16 protein-coding genes are annotated in these 16,818 nt (G+C 57.4%); 5 read left to right on the top strand and 11 right to left on the bottom strand.

From position 1 onward, the window contains the following. Positions 1–3 precede the first annotated feature (3 nt). The 3 genes from AC6ROY_RS19195 to AC6ROY_RS19185 all read right to left on the bottom strand — a co-directional run bounded on the left by AC6ROY_RS19195 (position 4) and on the right by AC6ROY_RS19185 (position 4,607). Complete coding sequence (locus tag AC6ROY_RS19195) at positions 4–1,017, bottom strand: response regulator transcription factor (protein WP_500102212.1); 1,014 nt, start codon at positions 1,015–1,017, stop codon at positions 4–6. 66 nt (positions 1,018–1,083) lie between these two features. Beyond that, a complete protein-coding gene (locus tag AC6ROY_RS19190) occupies positions 1,084–2,889 on the bottom strand; it encodes a carboxylesterase family protein (protein ID WP_500102211.1) in 1,806 nt (601 codons plus the stop codon). Between the two features lie 197 nt (positions 2,890–3,086). Then, positions 3,087–4,607, bottom strand: a complete 1,521-nt coding sequence (locus AC6ROY_RS19185) for a carboxypeptidase M32 (protein ID WP_500102210.1) — start codon at positions 4,605–4,607, stop codon at positions 3,087–3,089. A 196-nt stretch (positions 4,608–4,803) separates the two neighbouring features. Between AC6ROY_RS19185 and AC6ROY_RS19180 the strand changes: the two genes are divergently transcribed. Beyond that, positions 4,804–5,139 carry an iron-sulfur cluster biosynthesis family protein gene (locus AC6ROY_RS19180; protein WP_500102209.1) on the top strand — a complete coding sequence of 112 codons (336 nt, stop codon included), beginning with the start codon at positions 4,804–4,806 and terminating at the stop codon, positions 5,137–5,139. Between the two features lie 16 nt (positions 5,140–5,155). On the opposite strand, the gene AC6ROY_RS19175 is transcribed toward AC6ROY_RS19180, so the two are convergent. The 3 genes from AC6ROY_RS19175 to AC6ROY_RS19165 all read right to left on the bottom strand — a co-directional run bounded on the left by AC6ROY_RS19175 (position 5,156) and on the right by AC6ROY_RS19165 (position 7,650). Next, positions 5,156–5,710, bottom strand: coding sequence for a beta-class carbonic anhydrase (locus AC6ROY_RS19175; RefSeq protein WP_500102208.1), 555 nt, complete (start codon positions 5,708–5,710; stop codon positions 5,156–5,158). Positions 5,711–5,823: 113 nt separating this feature from the next. After that, a complete protein-coding gene (locus AC6ROY_RS19170; protein WP_500102207.1) occupies positions 5,824–6,999 on the bottom strand; it encodes a HipA family kinase in 1,176 nt (391 codons plus the stop codon). A 105-nt stretch (positions 7,000–7,104) separates the two neighbouring features. Next, a complete protein-coding gene (locus tag AC6ROY_RS19165; RefSeq protein WP_500102206.1) occupies positions 7,105–7,650 on the bottom strand; it encodes a DUF309 domain-containing protein in 546 nt (181 codons plus the stop codon). 149 nt (positions 7,651–7,799) lie between these two features. Here AC6ROY_RS19165 and AC6ROY_RS19160 point away from each other — a divergent pair, with 149 nt between their 5' ends. From AC6ROY_RS19160 to AC6ROY_RS19150, 3 genes are all read left to right on the top strand, one after another. Further along, positions 7,800–8,249, top strand: a complete 450-nt coding sequence (locus tag AC6ROY_RS19160; protein WP_500102205.1) for a hypothetical protein — start codon at positions 7,800–7,802, stop codon at positions 8,247–8,249. A gap of 16 nt (positions 8,250–8,265) precedes the next feature. Continuing rightward, the gene (locus AC6ROY_RS19155) at positions 8,266–8,544 is read left to right on the top strand and encodes a YxcD family protein (RefSeq protein ID WP_500102204.1); all 279 of its coding nucleotides are present in this window, start codon (positions 8,266–8,268) and stop codon (positions 8,542–8,544) included. Between the two features lie 162 nt (positions 8,545–8,706). Then, on the top strand, positions 8,707–10,641 hold the full coding sequence (locus tag AC6ROY_RS19150; protein WP_500102203.1) for a glycosyl hydrolase family 18 protein: 1,935 nt from the start codon (positions 8,707–8,709) through the stop codon (positions 10,639–10,641). 146 nt (positions 10,642–10,787) lie between these two features. On the opposite strand, the gene AC6ROY_RS19145 is transcribed toward AC6ROY_RS19150, so the two are convergent. Then, entirely contained in the window at positions 10,788–11,603 is an 816-nt protein-coding gene (locus AC6ROY_RS19145) for a helix-turn-helix domain-containing protein (protein ID WP_500102202.1), read from the bottom strand. Between the two features lie 121 nt (positions 11,604–11,724). On the opposite strand from AC6ROY_RS19145, the gene AC6ROY_RS19140 reads away from it, so the two are divergent. After that, positions 11,725–12,945, top strand: coding sequence for an MFS transporter (locus AC6ROY_RS19140; protein WP_500102201.1), 1,221 nt, complete (start codon positions 11,725–11,727; stop codon positions 12,943–12,945). Here AC6ROY_RS19140 and AC6ROY_RS19135 read toward each other — a convergent pair. The 4 genes from AC6ROY_RS19135 to AC6ROY_RS19120 form a co-directional block, all read right to left on the bottom strand. Then, positions 12,911–13,441, bottom strand: coding sequence for a DinB family protein (locus AC6ROY_RS19135; RefSeq protein WP_500102200.1), 531 nt, complete (start codon positions 13,439–13,441; stop codon positions 12,911–12,913). The two genes, AC6ROY_RS19140 and AC6ROY_RS19135, sit on opposite strands and share 35 nt — an antisense overlap. Before the next feature lie 351 nt (positions 13,442–13,792). Continuing rightward, positions 13,793–14,308, bottom strand: coding sequence for a GNAT family N-acetyltransferase (locus AC6ROY_RS19130; protein ID WP_500102199.1), 516 nt, complete (start codon positions 14,306–14,308; stop codon positions 13,793–13,795). A gap of 46 nt (positions 14,309–14,354) precedes the next feature. Further along, positions 14,355–15,575 (bottom strand): staphylopine family metallophore export MFS transporter CntE, encoded by a 1,221-nt coding sequence (gene cntE / locus AC6ROY_RS19125; protein WP_500102198.1) that lies wholly within the window; start codon positions 15,573–15,575, stop codon positions 14,355–14,357. A 97-nt stretch (positions 15,576–15,672) separates the two neighbouring features. Further along, a complete protein-coding gene (locus AC6ROY_RS19120) occupies positions 15,673–16,815 on the bottom strand; it encodes a PLP-dependent cysteine synthase family protein (RefSeq protein ID WP_500102197.1) in 1,143 nt (380 codons plus the stop codon). Positions 16,816–16,818: the final 3 nt, after the last annotated feature.

The following is a 16,818-nucleotide window of genomic DNA, read 5'->3' as shown; positions in this document are numbered from 1 at the left end:
GCGCTACACTCCTAATCGTTTCCGGTATTCGGCGGGGGTCATGCCTGCAAGCTCCTTAAACATCCGGTTGAAATACGGCATCGAGTTATACCCGACCATATTGGCGATTTCGTAAATTTTCAAATCAGCCTCCTGCAGCAGCTCCTTGGCCTTCTCCATCCGGACCGCATTGACGTAATCCAGACACGTTTTTCCGGTCGCCCGCTTGAACAGCGTACTGAAGTAGGACACGCTCAGATGCGCCATCTGGGCCAGTCCGGCCAGCGTGAAATTTTCATAATAATGAGTCTGGATATGATCGCAGACTTTGACGATCGCCGCACGGGTTTGCTGCTCCTCCGCTTCGGAATCAAGCAAAATCCACGCCTCCGCCAAATCGCGGAAATGCTTTTGCACGGCCCTTTCCTCGTATTCGATCAACGGCCGGTGCGGCTGTCCGGGACTACCGCCCTGCAGCAGCTCGTTCAGCTTCATCGACAGCAGGGACAGCAGGTTTTTGCCCAGCGCCTGCTCCCGCTGCCGGATGCGCAGCAGGCTCGATGCAAGCGCTGTAATTTCCTGCAGCTGCTTCTGCTTGTACATGCCGGGAAGCTGGTCGATCACCTGCTGAATTTTAAAGATGTGGTCGCGATACTCCGCTTGCTGCTCCAGCCGCTTGACCGTGCGCCGCAGCGCTTCGTGCAGCTCGGGCTTCTCCACCGGCTTGAGCAAATATTCCGAGACGCCAAACCGCATCGCCTGCTTCGCATACTGGAAATTATCATAGCCGCTGAGAATGATCGGAATAACCGGCAGCTGGTGCTGGTGAATTTGCTCGCAAAGCCATAGCCCCGTTTGCTGCGGCATCATAATATCCGTCACCACAATGCCGGGCCAGCTGTGCTGAATGAAATTCCACGCTTCCTCGCCGTTGCCGACATCGCCGACGACGGTAAAGGGCGGGTTCAGCTCCTCGATCATCTGGACAACCGCATCCCGAATCCATACTTCATCCTCCGCTACCAATACCTCGATCATGTTGGCCGCCCCCATTTCCCCTGCACCTGATGTTCATTCGCCGCCGCGCCGATCCCCTCGCCCTGCTTACTCCCAGAAAAACCGGCCTGCCAAAAACGGCTCCACCTCGGCAGCGGCCCGGGCAGCCCCCAGCTCCGCATGCATGCGCCGGACAACGTCCGCCTTGCGGTAGATGTCGTCGGACATGCCGACAATCGCCTGCCAGGCGTCCGCATCAAGCCGCATCACCTGCGTCACCCCGCGCTGAGGGTCCCAGGGCAGCCAAGGCGAAGCTGCCGTCTGCGGAGCCGCAGCGTTTGGATCGCCGCTGTGCAGAAAGCCGCACAAGCTGCGGGCCATCCAGCCGCTTAATGCAACGCGGCCGGGCCGGTTGCGTTCCGAATAATAACGGTCGGGATACATCTGTGCCACGATCGACTCCTCGTAGCCGGTCCAGAAATCCATATCTGCGCCATGGGTCGCGCCAAACAGCTGGCTGTACGCCGGATCGACGTCCCCCGCCGAGCCCCAGGCGAACCGGAAAGCGTACACCGGCGCATCCCCCGGCGACTGCATCAGCACATCCGCCGTCTGGTCCGCGTTGAAGCCCGCGTACAGCATGCTGCCGTATGTTTTCGCCTGGGTATACAGCCGGAGCGTGTCGGCATCGTCCAGCAGCGTTCCTTGCCAGAGCGGTTTGGCGAACAGCGGCTCCTGGGACAGGAAGGCCGAAAACTCATCCAGGTCCGAGCCCAGCATCGTCGGGACGCGGCGGCGGCCAGCTTCGTTCAGCGCAACGAAGCCTTCGCTTGGCAGTACAACTCCGTCCGTAAATAAATGCGGAAATCGTTCCATCCGAATGTGCGTCGGACCGCACAAAGGCGTAAACTGCTCGGCCGGCGTGCTGCGAAGCCGCTTGCCTAGCTCGAGCAGCGCGTCCGGCTCTGCGGCTGGCTTCTCGCCGTCTGCTTCGGCGGCATCAACGGCTGCTGGCTCGCTTGTCTCCGCGTGCGAAGCAACGCTGGCAGCGCACACGTCAGACGCTGCTTGTCCGCTCGTCTCTGCGGACGACGCAGCTGTCACCTGCTCCCCGGCCGCCGCTGCTTCTCCTAACGGCTGGCGCCTATCGCCAGCTTGCCCGCCAGCCGCTGCCTGTCCATCGAACAGCCGCTGCACAAGCTCAACCGCATACCGCTCGCCCAGCTCCGGCGCGGCAAGCGTCAACCCGCCGCTCAAGCCGAGCACCTGGTGATAAAGCCCTTTCGCCAACGGACAAATGGTCAGCGCCATCACATTGCGTGCGCCCGCCGACTGGCCCGCGATCGTCACCTTCTCCGGATTGCCGCCGAAGCTGGCAATCGTCTCCTGCACCCAGCGCAGCGCCTGGATCATATCCAGCAGCCCGTAGTTACCGGAATCATCCAGCGGGTCGCCCGTACGCAGCGCAGGATGGCGCAGCCAGCCCATCGCCCCCAGCCGGTAATTGAGCGAAATGACAATACTATTCGTCTGACCGCACAGCCAGTCTCCCTTGAACTGTTCGCCGGAGCCGTTCGTATTCCCTCCTCCATGCGCAAAGACAAGCACAGGCAGCCCCGTCTCAGCCGTCGCCGGTCTCCATACATTCAGGTACAGGCAATCCTCGCTGCCGAGCAGCTCCATGCCGGGGTAAGCAAGCTGCAGCGAGGGCGATGCAAATTGCTTCGCGCTCCGCACGCCGCCCCAGGCTCTTACAGCCCGGGGAGCGCGCCAGCGCAGCTCGCCAATCGGCGGCTCCGCATAAGGAATGCCCAGCCAGCCAAGCGTCTGGCCGTCCCGCATCTGCATGCCCTCCACAATGCCAAACGCCGTTTCCTGCCGAATATGGGCTTTATAGCTATATTTCGTCGTCATCTTTACAGCCTCCCCAGGTTGAGTCGAAAAATTACGCTTACTATATCCTCTTCCCCGACAAAACACGAGAACCAATCCTACGATTCACGACCCAAATCCGCTTTCCGAAAGCTTCGGCTGCAACAAAAACGCCCCGCCTCTCATCCTGCATACGATGAGAAGCGGAGCATCCATGTGCTTCGCGAGTGCGCCGCCGGCTACAGCTTGTAAATATCGCGGTATTTCGCTTGCAAATACTCAACCAGGTAACCGGGATTCAACTCCTCGCCGGTCACATCCAACACGATTTCCGCCGGGGACAAGCTTTTGCCGTGACGGTAAATTTTGTCAGTCAGCCACGTCTTGACCGGCTCCAGGTTGCCTTGCGCAACCAGTTCCTCCAGCCCTCCCAGCTCGCGGTCAAGCGTCCTCGCAATTTGCGCAGCATACATATTGCCAAGCGCATAAGACGGGAAGTAGCCAAACGCGCCTCCGGACCAGTGTACGTCCTGCAGGACGCCTTCTCCGTTGTTTGCAGGCTCAATGCCCAAATAGTCGCGGTATTTCTCATTCCAAACCCGCGGCAGATCCGCGACCTTCACCGACCCGTCAAACAACGCCTTCTCGATCTCATAACGAATCATAATATGTAAGTTATAAGTCAGCTCGTCAGCTTCGATGCGGATCAACGACGGCTTCACCTCGTTGGTCGCCGTGTAGAAGCTTTCGGCGCTGACGCCGTCAAACTGCCCCGGATAGTTGGCCTGCAGCTCCGGGTAGTAACGGCTCCAAAACGCGCGGCTGCGGCCGATCATATTTTCCCAGAAGCGGGACTGCGACTCGTGAATGCCCATGGATGTACCTGTGCAGAGCGGCGTGCCGATCAGCTCCGGCGAAATATTTTGCTCATAGAGCGCATGTCCGCCTTCATGAATGGTGCCGAACAGCGCGCTGTTCACATCGTCGTGCAAATAACGCGTCGTAATCCGCACATCGCCCGGATTCAGTCCGGTGGCGAACGGATGCACCGTTTCGTCCAGACGGCCGGCCTCGAAGTCGTAGCCCATTTGCTCCAGAATAAACAGACTGAACTTTTTCTGCTTCTCCAGATCAAAGGTTTGCTTCAAAAACTGCGTATTCGGCTCGTTGCCGGAAGCCTGGATTTCCGCCAGCAGCGGCACGACCTGCTCCCGCAGCGCGCCGAACACCTGATCCAGCTTTTCAACCGTCATGCCTGGCTCATACATGTCGAGCAGCGTGTTATATTTATGGCCCTCGTATCCCCACAGCTCAATAAACTCCAGGTTGAAGTCCACAATTTTCTCCAAATAAGGGCTGAACGATTCGAAATCCGCGTTATGCTTGGCGTCCTCCCAGGCAGACTCCGCTTGCGAGGTCAGCACGACATACTGCTGGTAGCGGTCCGGAGGAATTTTATTGCTGCGGTCGTACTCCTTCTTGCACTCGCGAACGATCCGCTGGTGGATGCGGCCAAGCCGCTCCAGCTGCTCCGGCTGCGTGAAGAAGTCCAGCAGGTCGCGCATCTGCGTCGATACCGACAGCCGGAACAGCTCGCCCGACAGCTCGCCGACCACCTCCGAACGGGCTTCGAGCCCTTTTTTCGGCGCGCCGGTCCGCATATCCCAATAAATGAGGCCAATCGCTTCCTCGTAGCTTTTCATTTTCTTCACAAGCTGCTTGAATTCCGCCCATTTGGCTTCATGCACTTCCGTACTCATGCGGGATGCCCCTTTCCTGTTCCGTTATCGGTTATCCATTTGGTTTGTGCGCGACTGCCTTACGCTTGCCTGGCGTTTGCCTTACATTTGATCCTGCCTGGTCTTGTCATCCGAAGCAACTTCCGGCACAATAGGAACAGTCGGCATGGAAGCTCTGCTTCCGAAAACTGCCTATCAGCAAGGAGTGATGACCACGATGCAGTTAACTTGTACAGCAGAAGCAGCAGCCGCGATCAGCCAGCTCATGGATGCCAATCGTCCCGGCGTGCTGCGGCTCGTCTATGACAACGAGGGCTGCGGCTGCGCTGTAAACGGCGTGCCCTCCCTTTGGATCGAAGCCCATCCGCAGCAGGGCGACTTCCGTCTGGAAGCGGACGAGCTCGCTTGCGAGCTGTGGATGGAGAAAAAGCACGCCATTTATTTCGAGGAACGGATGAAGCTTGACTTTAACGGCCTCGGCCAAGGGTTCACCCTGAAGAGCAACGGCCAGATTTACAACGCCCGGATGAGCCTGATCGACAAGCGCTCCTGAGCGGCGGTCCAGCGGCCTACCCTTCGACGATTACATCCAGCTTGCCGGTAGACGGGTCAATAACCAGACCATGCACCGGAATATCCGGGATTAGCGGATGGTTGCGGATCAGCTTCACACTGCCGCGCACGCTTTCCCGGACATCGTTGAAGCCCTGCAGCCATTGCTCCAGATTCACGCCGGAATATTGCAAAATATCAACCGTCTCCTGCTTGATGCCCCGCTCGATAAATTTCTGCTTCATGTCCTCGGCATTCAGGCTGCCCATCCCGCAGTCATGGTGGCCGATTACAAACACCTCGCTGGCGCCCAGCGCATAGATGGCTACGATAATGCTGCGCATGATGCCGCCAAACGGCGTGTTAACGATGCCGCCGGCCGATTTAATAATTTTAACATCCCCGTTTTTGATATTCATGCTCGCAGGCAGCAGCTCAAGCAGCCGTGTATCCATACAAGTCAGGATCACGTATTTTTTGTCCGGGTATTTGGAGGTCAGGAAAGGCTCATATTGCTTGTCCTGCACAAAAGTTTCATTAAAAGCCAAAATTCGTTTCAATGATTCATTCATTTCTAAGTTGCCTCCGCTTCTTATGCCAAATTATGTTTGCCTTCCTGCCTTGCCGTGTTGCTTGTACGAGTGACGACTCCGCCAGCCCGCCGTTTGAACCATTCCTCCGGTCGCTAGGAGATCAGCATCCGCGCACGCTTCCGGACGAAGTCGGATAAAAACTGCAGCCGCTCCGTCTCCAAATTATAAGCGGGGTGGGCGATAAATTCAAAGTCAAACAACGCTCTCACCTTTTTTTTGTGAGCGGCTTGCATAAAGGCCTGAAGCTCCGCGAGATTTGCATTGGGCAAGCCCGCGAACGTAAAAGCTCTCCACGACAAATACGAGTCGATCTGGCCAGCCTCCTTCAAGTCATCGTTCATCGCCTGATGCAGCAGCGACAAGCCATTGTCAAAAATAGGAGCGAGCCCGATCAGCTCACCTGAACCGTTATCTCGCAAAAATCCGAAATTACCGAAATGCCGGTCATGATTCGCGATAACGGCATCGAAAATCATCATATCCACGAGCTTGGCGTACTGCTCAGTCGAGCTGTACATCCTGAGCAGTTCCAGCGCGTTGACGTCGGGATGCGCCATGTAAGCAGGAATAAACGAAATGTCCTCGGAAGTAAATAACTCGCAGGTTGAGCATAACGTGTCCTTCCACTTCACAAGGTCGTATTTCGTATAATCCAACCCCATGGCCTCAGCCACCTGCGCAGCATAAAATTCGGAGTATGGCTCCAAGCCCGCGTTAGCGTACCCCTCCGTCCCCCCCTTATACAAGTAGATGCTTCCATCCATTCTTCTCCAGCATTTTTTCAGCATGCCATTCGTTGTAAACTCGGGCGAGGAAATGATCCCTTTCACTTTGGTCGTGTACCCTGTAAACGCCACAAGAGCCAAGGTGTCCGAAAACTCATTCTCATATAAATTATGATTCTCCCAGACCAAATGCTCGTTTTCCTGCGGAAGCACCCAGTAATCGTCATTTAATGAGAGACCGAAGGTCACAGTGAGCAAATTAACCAGACGATGATCCTGCTGCGGCAGCGTGTCCAGCACTTTATCTACGAATTCCCGGTTTTTGGGTATAAATCTTCCCTCCAACCATTGAAGCAAGTCCTTGTCCGACGGATTCAGTAAATAAGGCCATTTGGCAGGATCGGCATCTATAATCTCGTTGATTTTACATTCTACAATTCCTAGTGTCAGCATGTAAAGGGAAAACCGGGCCAACGAAACATTTTTTTTCTTTAAGACATACGATTTCTGTCTCCGTACCTGTATCGTTGAAAAAACATTCATCCTAGCCCACCCCTTTTATGTCAAATCGACACGATATCAGCGTCCCGGCGCCCCGCGCAAGCCACAGCGGCATGCGGCTGCTCCTTGGCCGCCCAATCCATCAGGCTATTGCTCCGTTTCGCTTAGCCGACATGCAGCGCGCTGCTCCTTCTGCCGCAGCCGTTCCGCGATTACACCGCTCCGGTCGCGCAGCGTATGCTTGTTGAGCAGGAACTCGTCGTCCGGCGGGCTCGGCCGCCCCCATGCCGTCTGTTCTCCGCAGCGCTCCCGGCAAGCGGCCAGCAGCACCTGGTCCACGATCGGCAGGTTCAGGTCGACGAAGGCCGCGGACGGTTTGTTCGGCACCAGCTCCCGCAGCCGATCGGCGAGCCTCTGCCGTGTCGCTTCATGATCCAGCCCCAGCGGGTCCAGCGAAGCCTCATTCATCCGCTGTACTGCGCTTGCCAGCATTTTCGCCGCTCCCGTCCGTCGTCCCCGCCGTTCATGATAGGAGGCAACCGCGATCTGAATCAGCACGACGTACGCGGCGCTGTGCGGATCGTCGGGATGCTCCTTCCAATACTCCTCCAGCACCTCATGACATTCGAAATAATCCCGCTCCGCATGAAAATAAACAAGAAAGCGTATATAGTCCTCCGGGTATTTACTCATGCCGCCCTCCTTATTTACTTCTGCTGGACTCGCCGCAGCTGCCTGCAAATTTATTGTAACAATTTTGCGGAAAAGTTGAAACCATTCTCCGAACCGGCCGTAGTAGTGATTGTATAACTACCTATTTTCGATCTGGAGGATGAAAAAAGATGTGGAAAAAGCTTTCTCTCGTATTAATGGCAGCTACCATCGCCTTCTCGTTCAGCGCGCCTGAGCAAGCTGACGCGAGAAAATACTCTTCGTCCAAGAAGAGCTACAGCCCGAGCAGCAACTCAACAAACCAAACACCGGCTAACGGTAACGGGGCTACCACCTCGAATCCTGCCGCATCCAAAACACCTGCCGCTTCGACGGCAACTCCGGCGCAAAAGCCTGGATTTTTCAGCGGCGGCCTGATGAAGGGCCTGCTGATCGGCGGCTTGGCCGGCATGCTGTTCGGCGGTCTGTTCGGCGGCCTGGGCGCACTCGGCAACATTCTCGGCTTGCTTGTAAACGTGCTTGCGATCGTCGTGCTGGTGGTCGTGATCCGCAAAATTTACATTCACTTCCGCGACCGCAAAAAGCTCAACCAGGAGCCGCGCGGCAACGACTACCGTTAGGAGCCGATTTTAAACGATGAAGCTATCCGAGCAAGATATTATCAATGCAGTCTGCCTGCATATAGCAGAGCGCAAGCAAATTCATCCGAGCCAGGTTGAAGTTGAGCTGATGTGGGATGAGGAATACGGCTTTTCCGCCGAGGTAACCTCTGCGGGCCGCAGCCATATCATCGTCCTCTCCAATCTGCTGGAAGCGATTGACCGTTACTTGTTCCACCAGCACAACATGCGAATTTTCCGCGATCAAATCCGGCTGGAGCTGGAAGAAGAAATCGTCGCTTACGTGGCCGTGTAAACCGGCCGCTGACGCACCTGAACCGGCAAGCCCTGACTGTTCCGCAGTCCGGGTTTGCCGGTTTTTCGGCTTTCTAGCATTTACCACGCAACTTTCAGCCCCGCTTTCCCGTCTTAGTAGAGTGATAGAGTCTGCACATTTGGGACAGAAAGAGGCTGATGTATGTTGAAGCGCAACACCCTGCTGTCGTTAACCGTCCTCTCGCTGCTTATATCTGCAGCCAGCCCGGCAGCGGCAGCTGACAAAACGTCGAAGTACCGGGTTTACCAGGATACGACGCTGATTTATGAGGCATCCGATTACAAGTCGGCCGAGGCGTACGCCCGCCGCTATACCAGCTCCCATGTGGAGGAAATCGGCTCGCGCAACTGGGTTTGGCATAATTATCCGCGGTACAAAGTGTACCAGCACGGCTACAGCAGCTCAGCCTGGGAATTCGCCACGCTGGAGCAGGCGGTGCGCGAAGCGTCCAAATGGGGCAATGCCAGCGTACGCGACCTGCAGGACGGCGGCTGGGTATGGAACAATTATCCGCGATACCGGGTGTATCAAGGAGAAGGCACGCTGGACTCCTGGACGTTCCGAACGTTAAATGAAGCGATCGCCGAAGCCAAAAACTGGTCCAATTCGCATATCATTGATCTGAACACGCATGCCTGGGTATGGGATAATATGAGCGCAACCGTCAAGCAGCAAGCACGGTCCGACAGCCCCAAGGTGTATCAGGTTTTTCAAGGCACTCATACTGCAGATAGCTGGACGTTCGCCTTGCTTGAGGATGCCGTGGGCGAGTCGCTGCGCTGGGGCAACTCAACCGTCGTCAACACTAGCACCGGCAGCGTCGTGTTCTCGAACGTCAAGCCGTACAGCGTTTACCAGAACGATACGCGGATTAACGAATTTCTCAGTCTGGACGATGCGATCGCTTATGCGAAGCAATACGCCCATACGAAGATCGAAAACGAGCAGGCTCCGCCGGTGAACGGCAAGCCGCAGGTGATCTGGAATAATTATCCTTATTACCAAGTGTTTCAAAACCAAAACCGTATCGGAGACTTTACCTCCATCGGCTCGGCGCTGCAAGTTGCGAAGGGCTACAGCAATGCTTCGATCCGGCTTTACGACGATGGCACGGCCATCTGGGACAATTTGCGGAAGCTGCAATACTGGGGCTGGAACGGCAGCTCGGCCGATGCTACGATTCGCAGCCAGACGAATACAACGGTCGGACTGGATGTCGTCTCGCCAACCTATTTCGTCCTGGCGGACGCGGCGGGCAACATCACGGATACGTCCAGCAAAGACACGGTCGCCTGGCTGAAGCAACAAGGAATGGCGGTGCATCCGCTGGTCAACAATCAATTTGACGCTGCGCTGACGACGAAATTTCTCGCATCCGCCGAAGCGCGCGCCAAATTTATTCAGACCATCGTCAGCAAGTCCGCTTCGCTTGGCGTAGACGGTATCAATGTGGACTTCGAAAGTCTCGCCGCAGGCGACCGGACGAACTTCACGACCTTCATGCAGGAGCTTGTCACGGCTGCGCATGCCCGCAAGCTGCTGATCTCCGTTGACCTGCCTCGAGGCAGCGTCAAGTGGAATGCAAAAACGGCCTTCGATCATGAGAAGCTGGCCGGAATCGTGGACTACATCATTACGATGACGTATGACCACCATTGGAAAGGCAGCACGGAGCCAGGTTCGGTCGCCGGCCTGCCATGGGTCGAGGAAGGCGTCAAGGAGTTTCTGTCCTACGGCATTCCGCGCGACAAGCTGATTATGGGCATTCCGTTTTACGTACGCGAGTGGAAAGTAAACAGCAGCGGCGGTCTGGAGAGCAACCGCGCCGTACTGTTCAAGGATATTCCCGCGCTGGTCCGTGACAAAAAGGCGACTCAAACGTGGGACCCTGAGTTCCAGCAATACAAGGTTGAGTACAGCGAGGGCGGCTATCGCTACGTATTTTGGCTGGAAGACGAGGCAACGGTGAAGGCCCGCATCGAGATCGCCGCCAAGCATGAGCTGGCCGGTGTCGCCGCGTGGCGTCTCGGCTATGATACGACTGATCTGTGGAAGATGATGATCCAGCAGAAATAGCATTTGGAAGTAACATCAGCAATAACGACAGAAGTCCCGGCAGCCTGACCGTTGCCATGCACGCGAGCGATCCTGCCCAAAAAAGCATCCCGTACGCCAGATCAACCGGAATACGGGATGCTTTTTCGCTGCGGTGCGTCGTCTGGCTAAAACAAGGCAGCTTGCTGCCGGTATTGCTCCGGGGACATTCCGGCCGTCTTGTGAAACATGCGGTACAGCTGGCTCGGACTGGAGAAGCCGACCTCCAGGCTGATTTCCGTCACCGTCTGCCGGGTTACGCGCAGCAGCCGTTTCGCTTCCTCGATCCGCAGGCCCAGCATGTATTGATACGGAGCATAACCCGTCTGCGCCTTAAACGAGCGAATAAAGTGAAACCGGCTCATACCCGCGATGCCGGCCAGCTCCTCGACCGAAATCGGCTTTGTGTAGCTGTCCTGCATAAATGCAAGCACCCGGCTCACGTGTATATCCTCCAGCTCCGGCAGCGCCGCATGCAGCCGTTCCGGGCCGACGTGCCGATGATTGCCGCGCAGCGTCCGCGATACATACCGGATAATTTCGGCCTCCGTCTCTTCGACCGCCCCCGGCTCCGTCCGGTCAGCCGAGCATAACGCCAGGCTCCATCTGCGATGCTGCTTCAGCAGCTCATCACCGTTCACCTGCTGCCGCGCCGCAGGCTCCCAGGGCCGATCCAGCCCCCATAGCTCATGCACATTGCGCTTCAATTGAATAATGACGACCCCTTCGCCGTCAGCGAGGCGGAACGAATGGCGCTCATTCGGGTACTGAATCAACGCCTCTCCGCTGCCCAGCCGGTACGAGCGGTTTTCCTGCTCGAAATCGCATGCTCCATAGATCGGCACCGTAATCTGGTAGCAATCTTCATGACAATGCGCTTCGTTCGCAAATGTATGCTCAATCCGCCACAGCTCCAGCCGCGGGGTAGACATGTGTATATGCATCGACCATCACCCGCATCCAGTATAGCAAATCCTGCTCGAAAGAACAGCAACAATCGCGACGACACGGCAAGCTGCTCTGCGGTAAGCTATCCAAATAACTCTACTGCAAAGGATGGTCCTCATGAAAACCGCAATCAATCCGGCCATCGCGGCAGCCCGCGCCTCATCCCTGTACGCGCTGCTTGGCGTCAGCACGGCCCATCTGCTGAATGACGCGATGCAGTCGGCTGTTCCGGCCGTCTTTCCGCTGCTGCAGCAATCGCTCAACCTGAGCTTCGCGCAAATTGGCTGGATCGCCTTTATGCTCAATGTGACCGCCTGCATCCTGCAGCCGTTTATCGGCAGCTACACGGATAAACGACCGCTGCCGTGGCTGCTGCCTGCGGGGATGCTGTTTTCCCTGGTCGGCATCATCGGAATGGCCCTGTCGTCGCAATTTGCCGGGCTGCTCGTATCCGCCATGCTGCTTGGCGTCGGCTCCTCCGTCCTTCATCCGGAGTCGTCGCGCGTCGCGCATCTCGCCTCCGGCAAAGGCAGCGGACTGGCGCAATCCGTCTTCCAGGTCGGCGGCAATACCGGGCAGGCGCTCGCGCCGCTGGCTGTCGGCTTTCTGGTGTTGCCGTACGGCACGCGCGGCCTGCTGCTGTTTGCCTTCGCCGCCGTCCTCGGCATCGCGCTGCAATATGCGGTCAGCCGCTGGTACAAGCGGCAGCTGATCGCGCCGCGTGCGGCGCGCGCGGCAAAAACCGCGGTCGTTCATCCCCGCGGTTTCGTAGCGCTGGCGATCAGCCTGCTGATCGTGCTGCTGTTTTCCAAATTTGTGTATATCGCCAGCATGACCGGCTATTATTCATTCTATTACATGGACCGCTTCCAGCGTCCATTCGAGGACGCGCAAATTCCGCTGTTTGCGCTGCAGTTCGCCGGCATGATCGGCACCTTGCTCGGCGGTCCGCTGGCGGACAAGTTCGGTCGCAAGCGGATCATCTGGTTTTCGATTGCCGGCACTGCGCCGTTTTCCTTGCTGCTGCCCTACGCAAGCCCGTTTTGGTCCATCATCCTGTGCGGATTGATCGGCGCGATTTTGATGTCCGGCTTCTCCGTGATCATCGTCTATGCGCAAGAGCTGCTGCCCGGCAAAATCGGCACCGTTTCCGGGCTGTTTTTCGGACTGGCGTTTGGCCTCGCCGGACTAGGCTCCGTCACGATGGGCTGGCTGATGGACTTGACGAGCGTCGCCTTCGTCATCCGGCTGTGCGCTTATTTGCCGCTGCTCGGCCTGCTTGCGCTGCTGCTGCCGTCTGATGCTAGGCTTGCCGGTAACGCTCCTGAATCACACTGATATGATGCCGTTCATGTCCGGCGATAATGCAGGCCAGCGCAAGCGACGACAGCTCGCTGCCGTTCGCCAGCCCTCTGCGCGCCAGCTTCTGGTCATCCAGCGTACGCAGCAGCGTCAGCGTTGCGGCGCGCACGGCCTTGTAATCGTCCAGCAGCAGCGTCAGCGGCAGGCTGTCGAAGCCGGCTTCCTGCACGTACAAGTCCTGATCGAAGCCGGATAACGTGGAGGAATCGCCGCGGGAAATGCGCAGCAGCCGGTAGGCCATAATGCGTTCCGTGTCACACAAATGACCGAGAATTTCCTTCAAGCTCCATTTCCCCGGCGCATAACGGTAGGCCGCCTGCTCTTCGCTTAGCGATGCGTACAGGTCAAGCGTGTCGCGTTCCTGCTGCTTGAGCAAGTCAAACAGATCGCCGGAGGGCAGCTGCTCGACATACAAGGCGTAAAAATCGGTGTACGTATCACGTGCGGGACGTTCGTGTAAGGTATGCAGCATAAGGGCGTTCTCCTCCTGATAATGGGTATTTAGTTATCGCACAAGCTTAGCATACCTCTTAAAGCAGCGGGAAGCTACCCCATTTCCCCTTGTTGCTCCCCGGCGGCTGCCTGCTGCTACCCGCCTGCACCGCATACTGCCTGCTGCTGCCCGCCTGCATCGCCTACTGCCAGCTGCTGCCCGCCTGCATCGCCTACTGCCAGCTGCTGCCCGTTTACATCGCCTACTGCCAGCTGCTACCCACGCACCGCCTTCCGCCTACTACCTGCTGACTACCTCCCACACTGCCTGCTAACTACCGGCTCCACACCGGCCAGTTTTTCGGCTCAACGTCAGACGTGTAACTTTGCTTCACTTTCCATCGAACCGTTTGCTCAGATGAACAATGTGCTCCGACTCCCAGTAACGCTCCACATAACCTCGGGATTTCCAGAATGCATACCCTCCCGGCAAAAATACCGACGTATGCAGGTAGCTTTCATCATACCCGGCTGACCGCGCAAACTGCTCGGCTTCCGCATACAGCCGGGTCCCTATTCCTTGCCTGCGGCTGCCCGGGCGGATGTACATCTTGACGAGCTCACAGACCGGCCCGCTGCCGATCAGAGGCTCAACGGCGGCGAACCGTCTGTCGTACGGTCGGACCGCAGCCGTGCCAACGATACACCCGGCTTCGTCCTCCGCGTGCAAAAACACCGCATCATCAGGCAGCACGTACACCTGCTCAAACCTCGCCAGGTCAAGCGGGTTCTCATAGTAAGCGCCGCGCGGGTACAAGTTGCTCATCATGCCGAGGACAAACGCCTTCACCTCAGCGCGTCGCTCCGCATCTGTCCGCACAATGCGGACCTTTGCTCCGTTTTGCATAACCAGCTTCCTTTCTTGGGGCGATCCTCCGGAAGCCCCCGTCCCATCAAGCCTCCGCCTCGGCCGGTGCGGCCGCAGCCTTTGCCCGTCCCGGCATCGCACGGCTCAGCAGCGCAACTGCGGCTGCGGCCGCAGCCAGTCCAGCGTCAACGGCAAACATCACGCTGTAGGAAAATCGGTCCGCGATCGGCCCCATTGCGATCCCGCCCAGCGATATGCCGAGATCGGCTGTCGCGATAAACAAGCCAATCAACACATTACGCGAGGCTCCCGACAGGACAAAGGTCAAATACGAGGTCAGCGTCGGATACAGCAGCGCTTGCGCCAAGCCGATCAGCACCGGAGCCGCATAGAAAACAATGGGTCCCCAAGCCTGCGCAAGCGACAGCAGCAGCGCGCCCGCAGCGCCCAGCAGGCATACCGCTCCCACAAACCGCGCATCCCATCTGCCGTCAGACGGTATTACTTTGCTTAAAGTGAACCGGGCAATGACGATCACCGCCGCCTGGATCATCAAATAAAATCCGGCATGCCCAAGCTCAATGTGCCGGGCGTACAACGGGATAAAGGCGGATACGGACCCGAACAGCACCGAAGCCGCCAGCATCAGCACGCTGCAAATCAGCAGCGGACGATGGCCTGCCAGCTGACGCAGCGCGCCCCGCATCCCGTTCGGCTCCGGCGCGGCGGCATCATGCGGCAGCGCGCCGTGCAGCGGGACGCTGTAGCCGACCAGGCCTGTCGCAATCGCAATAACGAGCAGCGCCGCCGTAAATCCGCTCATGCCTCCCCATTCCCAGATGCCGATCGCCAGCAGCGGGCCGACAATCGTCGGCATATACGTAAACAGCGAATACAGTGACAAGCCGCGGGAGCGCTCCTCCTCCGGCAGCGCGTCAATAATGCCCATTTGCAGCGCCATCGAAAAAAACGCCGTGCAGATGCCTTGCATCACGCGAGCAGCCAGATAACCTTCCACTCCGGTAAACGTATACAGCACTAAAGCCGCGCCGTTGACAAGCAGCAGCACACGCAGCACCTTGACAGGACCATGCTTGTGAACGAGCTGCCCCGCCCAGGGCCGGAAAAACATGCACGTCAGCATATACGCGCCCATAATAAACCCGATATGGCTATTGCTCGCCCCAAGCGCTTCAATCCGGATCGGGATGATGACATTCAGAATCGAATTGGCACTGAAAAATAGCAGCGCTAACCCGTACAAACGTAAAAACGGCACGGACAGCGCTTGTCGATGAAGCTTCACAACAACCTTCCCTCCGTCCGCGGTCCTCGTGTCCCCTGTACGTCAACGGCGCTGGGAACTGCACATACATGACACCTCGTACAGCGAGACCCGCAGTTTAGTCGATATACAAGGAGCTTCCTTGACCGTATGCAGTCCGGTTCAGCACCTCCAAGTTCATACTCAGCGTCGAATCCGGCACGTCCAGAGCTTCGATCAAATCAGTCCGATAGTTGGCACGCTCTGCCGGCCGCACGCTCCAAGGCTGCAGCCGCCGGGCCATCGCACGGATCGCCTCAATACTCGCTGACGTCGAAAAGCCTTGCTGCTCCATCCATTCGTCATTAAACAACGTCTGGATGTATCGTTCTCCACCGTCCGCAACCATACATACAATTCGCTGGTCGGGGGACAGCTCCTGTGCCAGCTTGAGGGCGACGAGCGCGCAAGCCCCGCTGGACGGACCGACCAAAATCCCTTCGTGGCGGGCAAGCGCTCGCGCGGTCAGAAACGCCTGCTCATCGGTCACTTTATACGCATAATCAACATGGTCCATGTTCAAATTCACCGGCGTCCAGCCGAGACCGATGCCAGGGATACGGTAAGCGTCCGAATGACCGCCGAAAATGGCCGAGCCGGTCGCGTCCACCCCAATGATTTGTACCTCCGGGGCAAATGTTTTGAGGTATTTGGAAATACCGCCCAGCTGCCCGCCCGTGCTGACAGCCGTGATAAACACCGCCAAGCTGCCCCGGCAAGCATCCCTGATTTCACGCGCGGTGCTTTTGAAATGCGCTTCGCTGTTCAGCAGACTGAAGCATTGGTCCGGACGGTACGCATGCTTGATCTCCCTGGCCAGCTTATTGGCGAGCGCAATGCGTGTCTTATGGTAGCTGCCGCTGTCATCCTGCTCGGTGACGACGACGACCTCCGCCCCGAATCCTTTGAGCAGGGCCAGGTTGGCGCTTGTCGTTTTCGGGTCCACCAAAATGATGACGCGATATCCTCGGGCTGCGCCGATCATCGCCAAGGAAATGCCGAAATTGCCGCTGGACGATTCAATAATCGTACCGCCGGGCTGCAATAAGCCGCTGCGCTCCGCTTCATTAATCATATGTAACGCTGCGCGGTCCTTGATGCTGCCTCCGGGGTTAACTCGTTCATATTTCAGCAGCACTTGCCCTTCCTGCCCTGTGTTGGTGTTGGGCAGCTTGATGAGCGGCGTCTTGCCGATCGTTTCCAAAATACTGGCGATCATCATGAA

The organism is Paenibacillus sp. sg306046, assembly GCF_059821225.1.
This window is presented reverse-complemented; position numbering and strand designations above follow the sequence as displayed.

What these genes read in the sequence shown, in the direction of transcription:
- AC6ROY_RS19195 (WP_500102212.1), bottom strand. Translation starts at nt 1,017, where the DNA reads ATGATCGAGGTATTGGTAGCGGAGGATGAAGTATGGATTCGGGATGCG.
- AC6ROY_RS19190 (WP_500102211.1), bottom strand. Translation starts at nt 2,889, where the DNA reads ATGACGACGAAATATAGCTATAAAGCCCATATTCGGCAGGAAACGGCG.
- AC6ROY_RS19185 (WP_500102210.1), bottom strand. Translation starts at nt 4,607, where the DNA reads ATGAGTACGGAAGTGCATGAAGCCAAATGGGCGGAATTCAAGCAGCTT.
- AC6ROY_RS19180 (WP_500102209.1), top strand. Translation starts at nt 4,804, where the DNA reads ATGCAGTTAACTTGTACAGCAGAAGCAGCAGCCGCGATCAGCCAGCTC.
- AC6ROY_RS19175 (WP_500102208.1), bottom strand. Translation starts at nt 5,710, where the DNA reads ATGAATGAATCATTGAAACGAATTTTGGCTTTTAATGAAACTTTTGTG.
- AC6ROY_RS19170 (WP_500102207.1), bottom strand. Translation starts at nt 6,999, where the DNA reads ATGAATGTTTTTTCAACGATACAGGTACGGAGACAGAAATCGTATGTC.
- AC6ROY_RS19165 (WP_500102206.1), bottom strand. Translation starts at nt 7,650, where the DNA reads ATGAGTAAATACCCGGAGGACTATATACGCTTTCTTGTTTATTTTCAT.
- AC6ROY_RS19160 (WP_500102205.1), top strand. Translation starts at nt 7,800, where the DNA reads ATGTGGAAAAAGCTTTCTCTCGTATTAATGGCAGCTACCATCGCCTTC.
- AC6ROY_RS19155 (WP_500102204.1), top strand. Translation starts at nt 8,266, where the DNA reads ATGAAGCTATCCGAGCAAGATATTATCAATGCAGTCTGCCTGCATATA.
- AC6ROY_RS19150 (WP_500102203.1), top strand. Translation starts at nt 8,707, where the DNA reads ATGTTGAAGCGCAACACCCTGCTGTCGTTAACCGTCCTCTCGCTGCTT.
- AC6ROY_RS19145 (WP_500102202.1), bottom strand. Translation starts at nt 11,603, where the DNA reads ATGCATATACACATGTCTACCCCGCGGCTGGAGCTGTGGCGGATTGAG.
- AC6ROY_RS19140 (WP_500102201.1), top strand. Translation starts at nt 11,725, where the DNA reads ATGAAAACCGCAATCAATCCGGCCATCGCGGCAGCCCGCGCCTCATCC.
- AC6ROY_RS19135 (WP_500102200.1), bottom strand. Translation starts at nt 13,441, where the DNA reads ATGCTGCATACCTTACACGAACGTCCCGCACGTGATACGTACACCGAT.
- AC6ROY_RS19130 (WP_500102199.1), bottom strand. Translation starts at nt 14,308, where the DNA reads ATGCAAAACGGAGCAAAGGTCCGCATTGTGCGGACAGATGCGGAGCGA.
- AC6ROY_RS19120 (WP_500102197.1), bottom strand. Translation starts at nt 16,815, where the DNA reads ATGATGATCGCCAGTATTTTGGAAACGATCGGCAAGACGCCGCTCATC.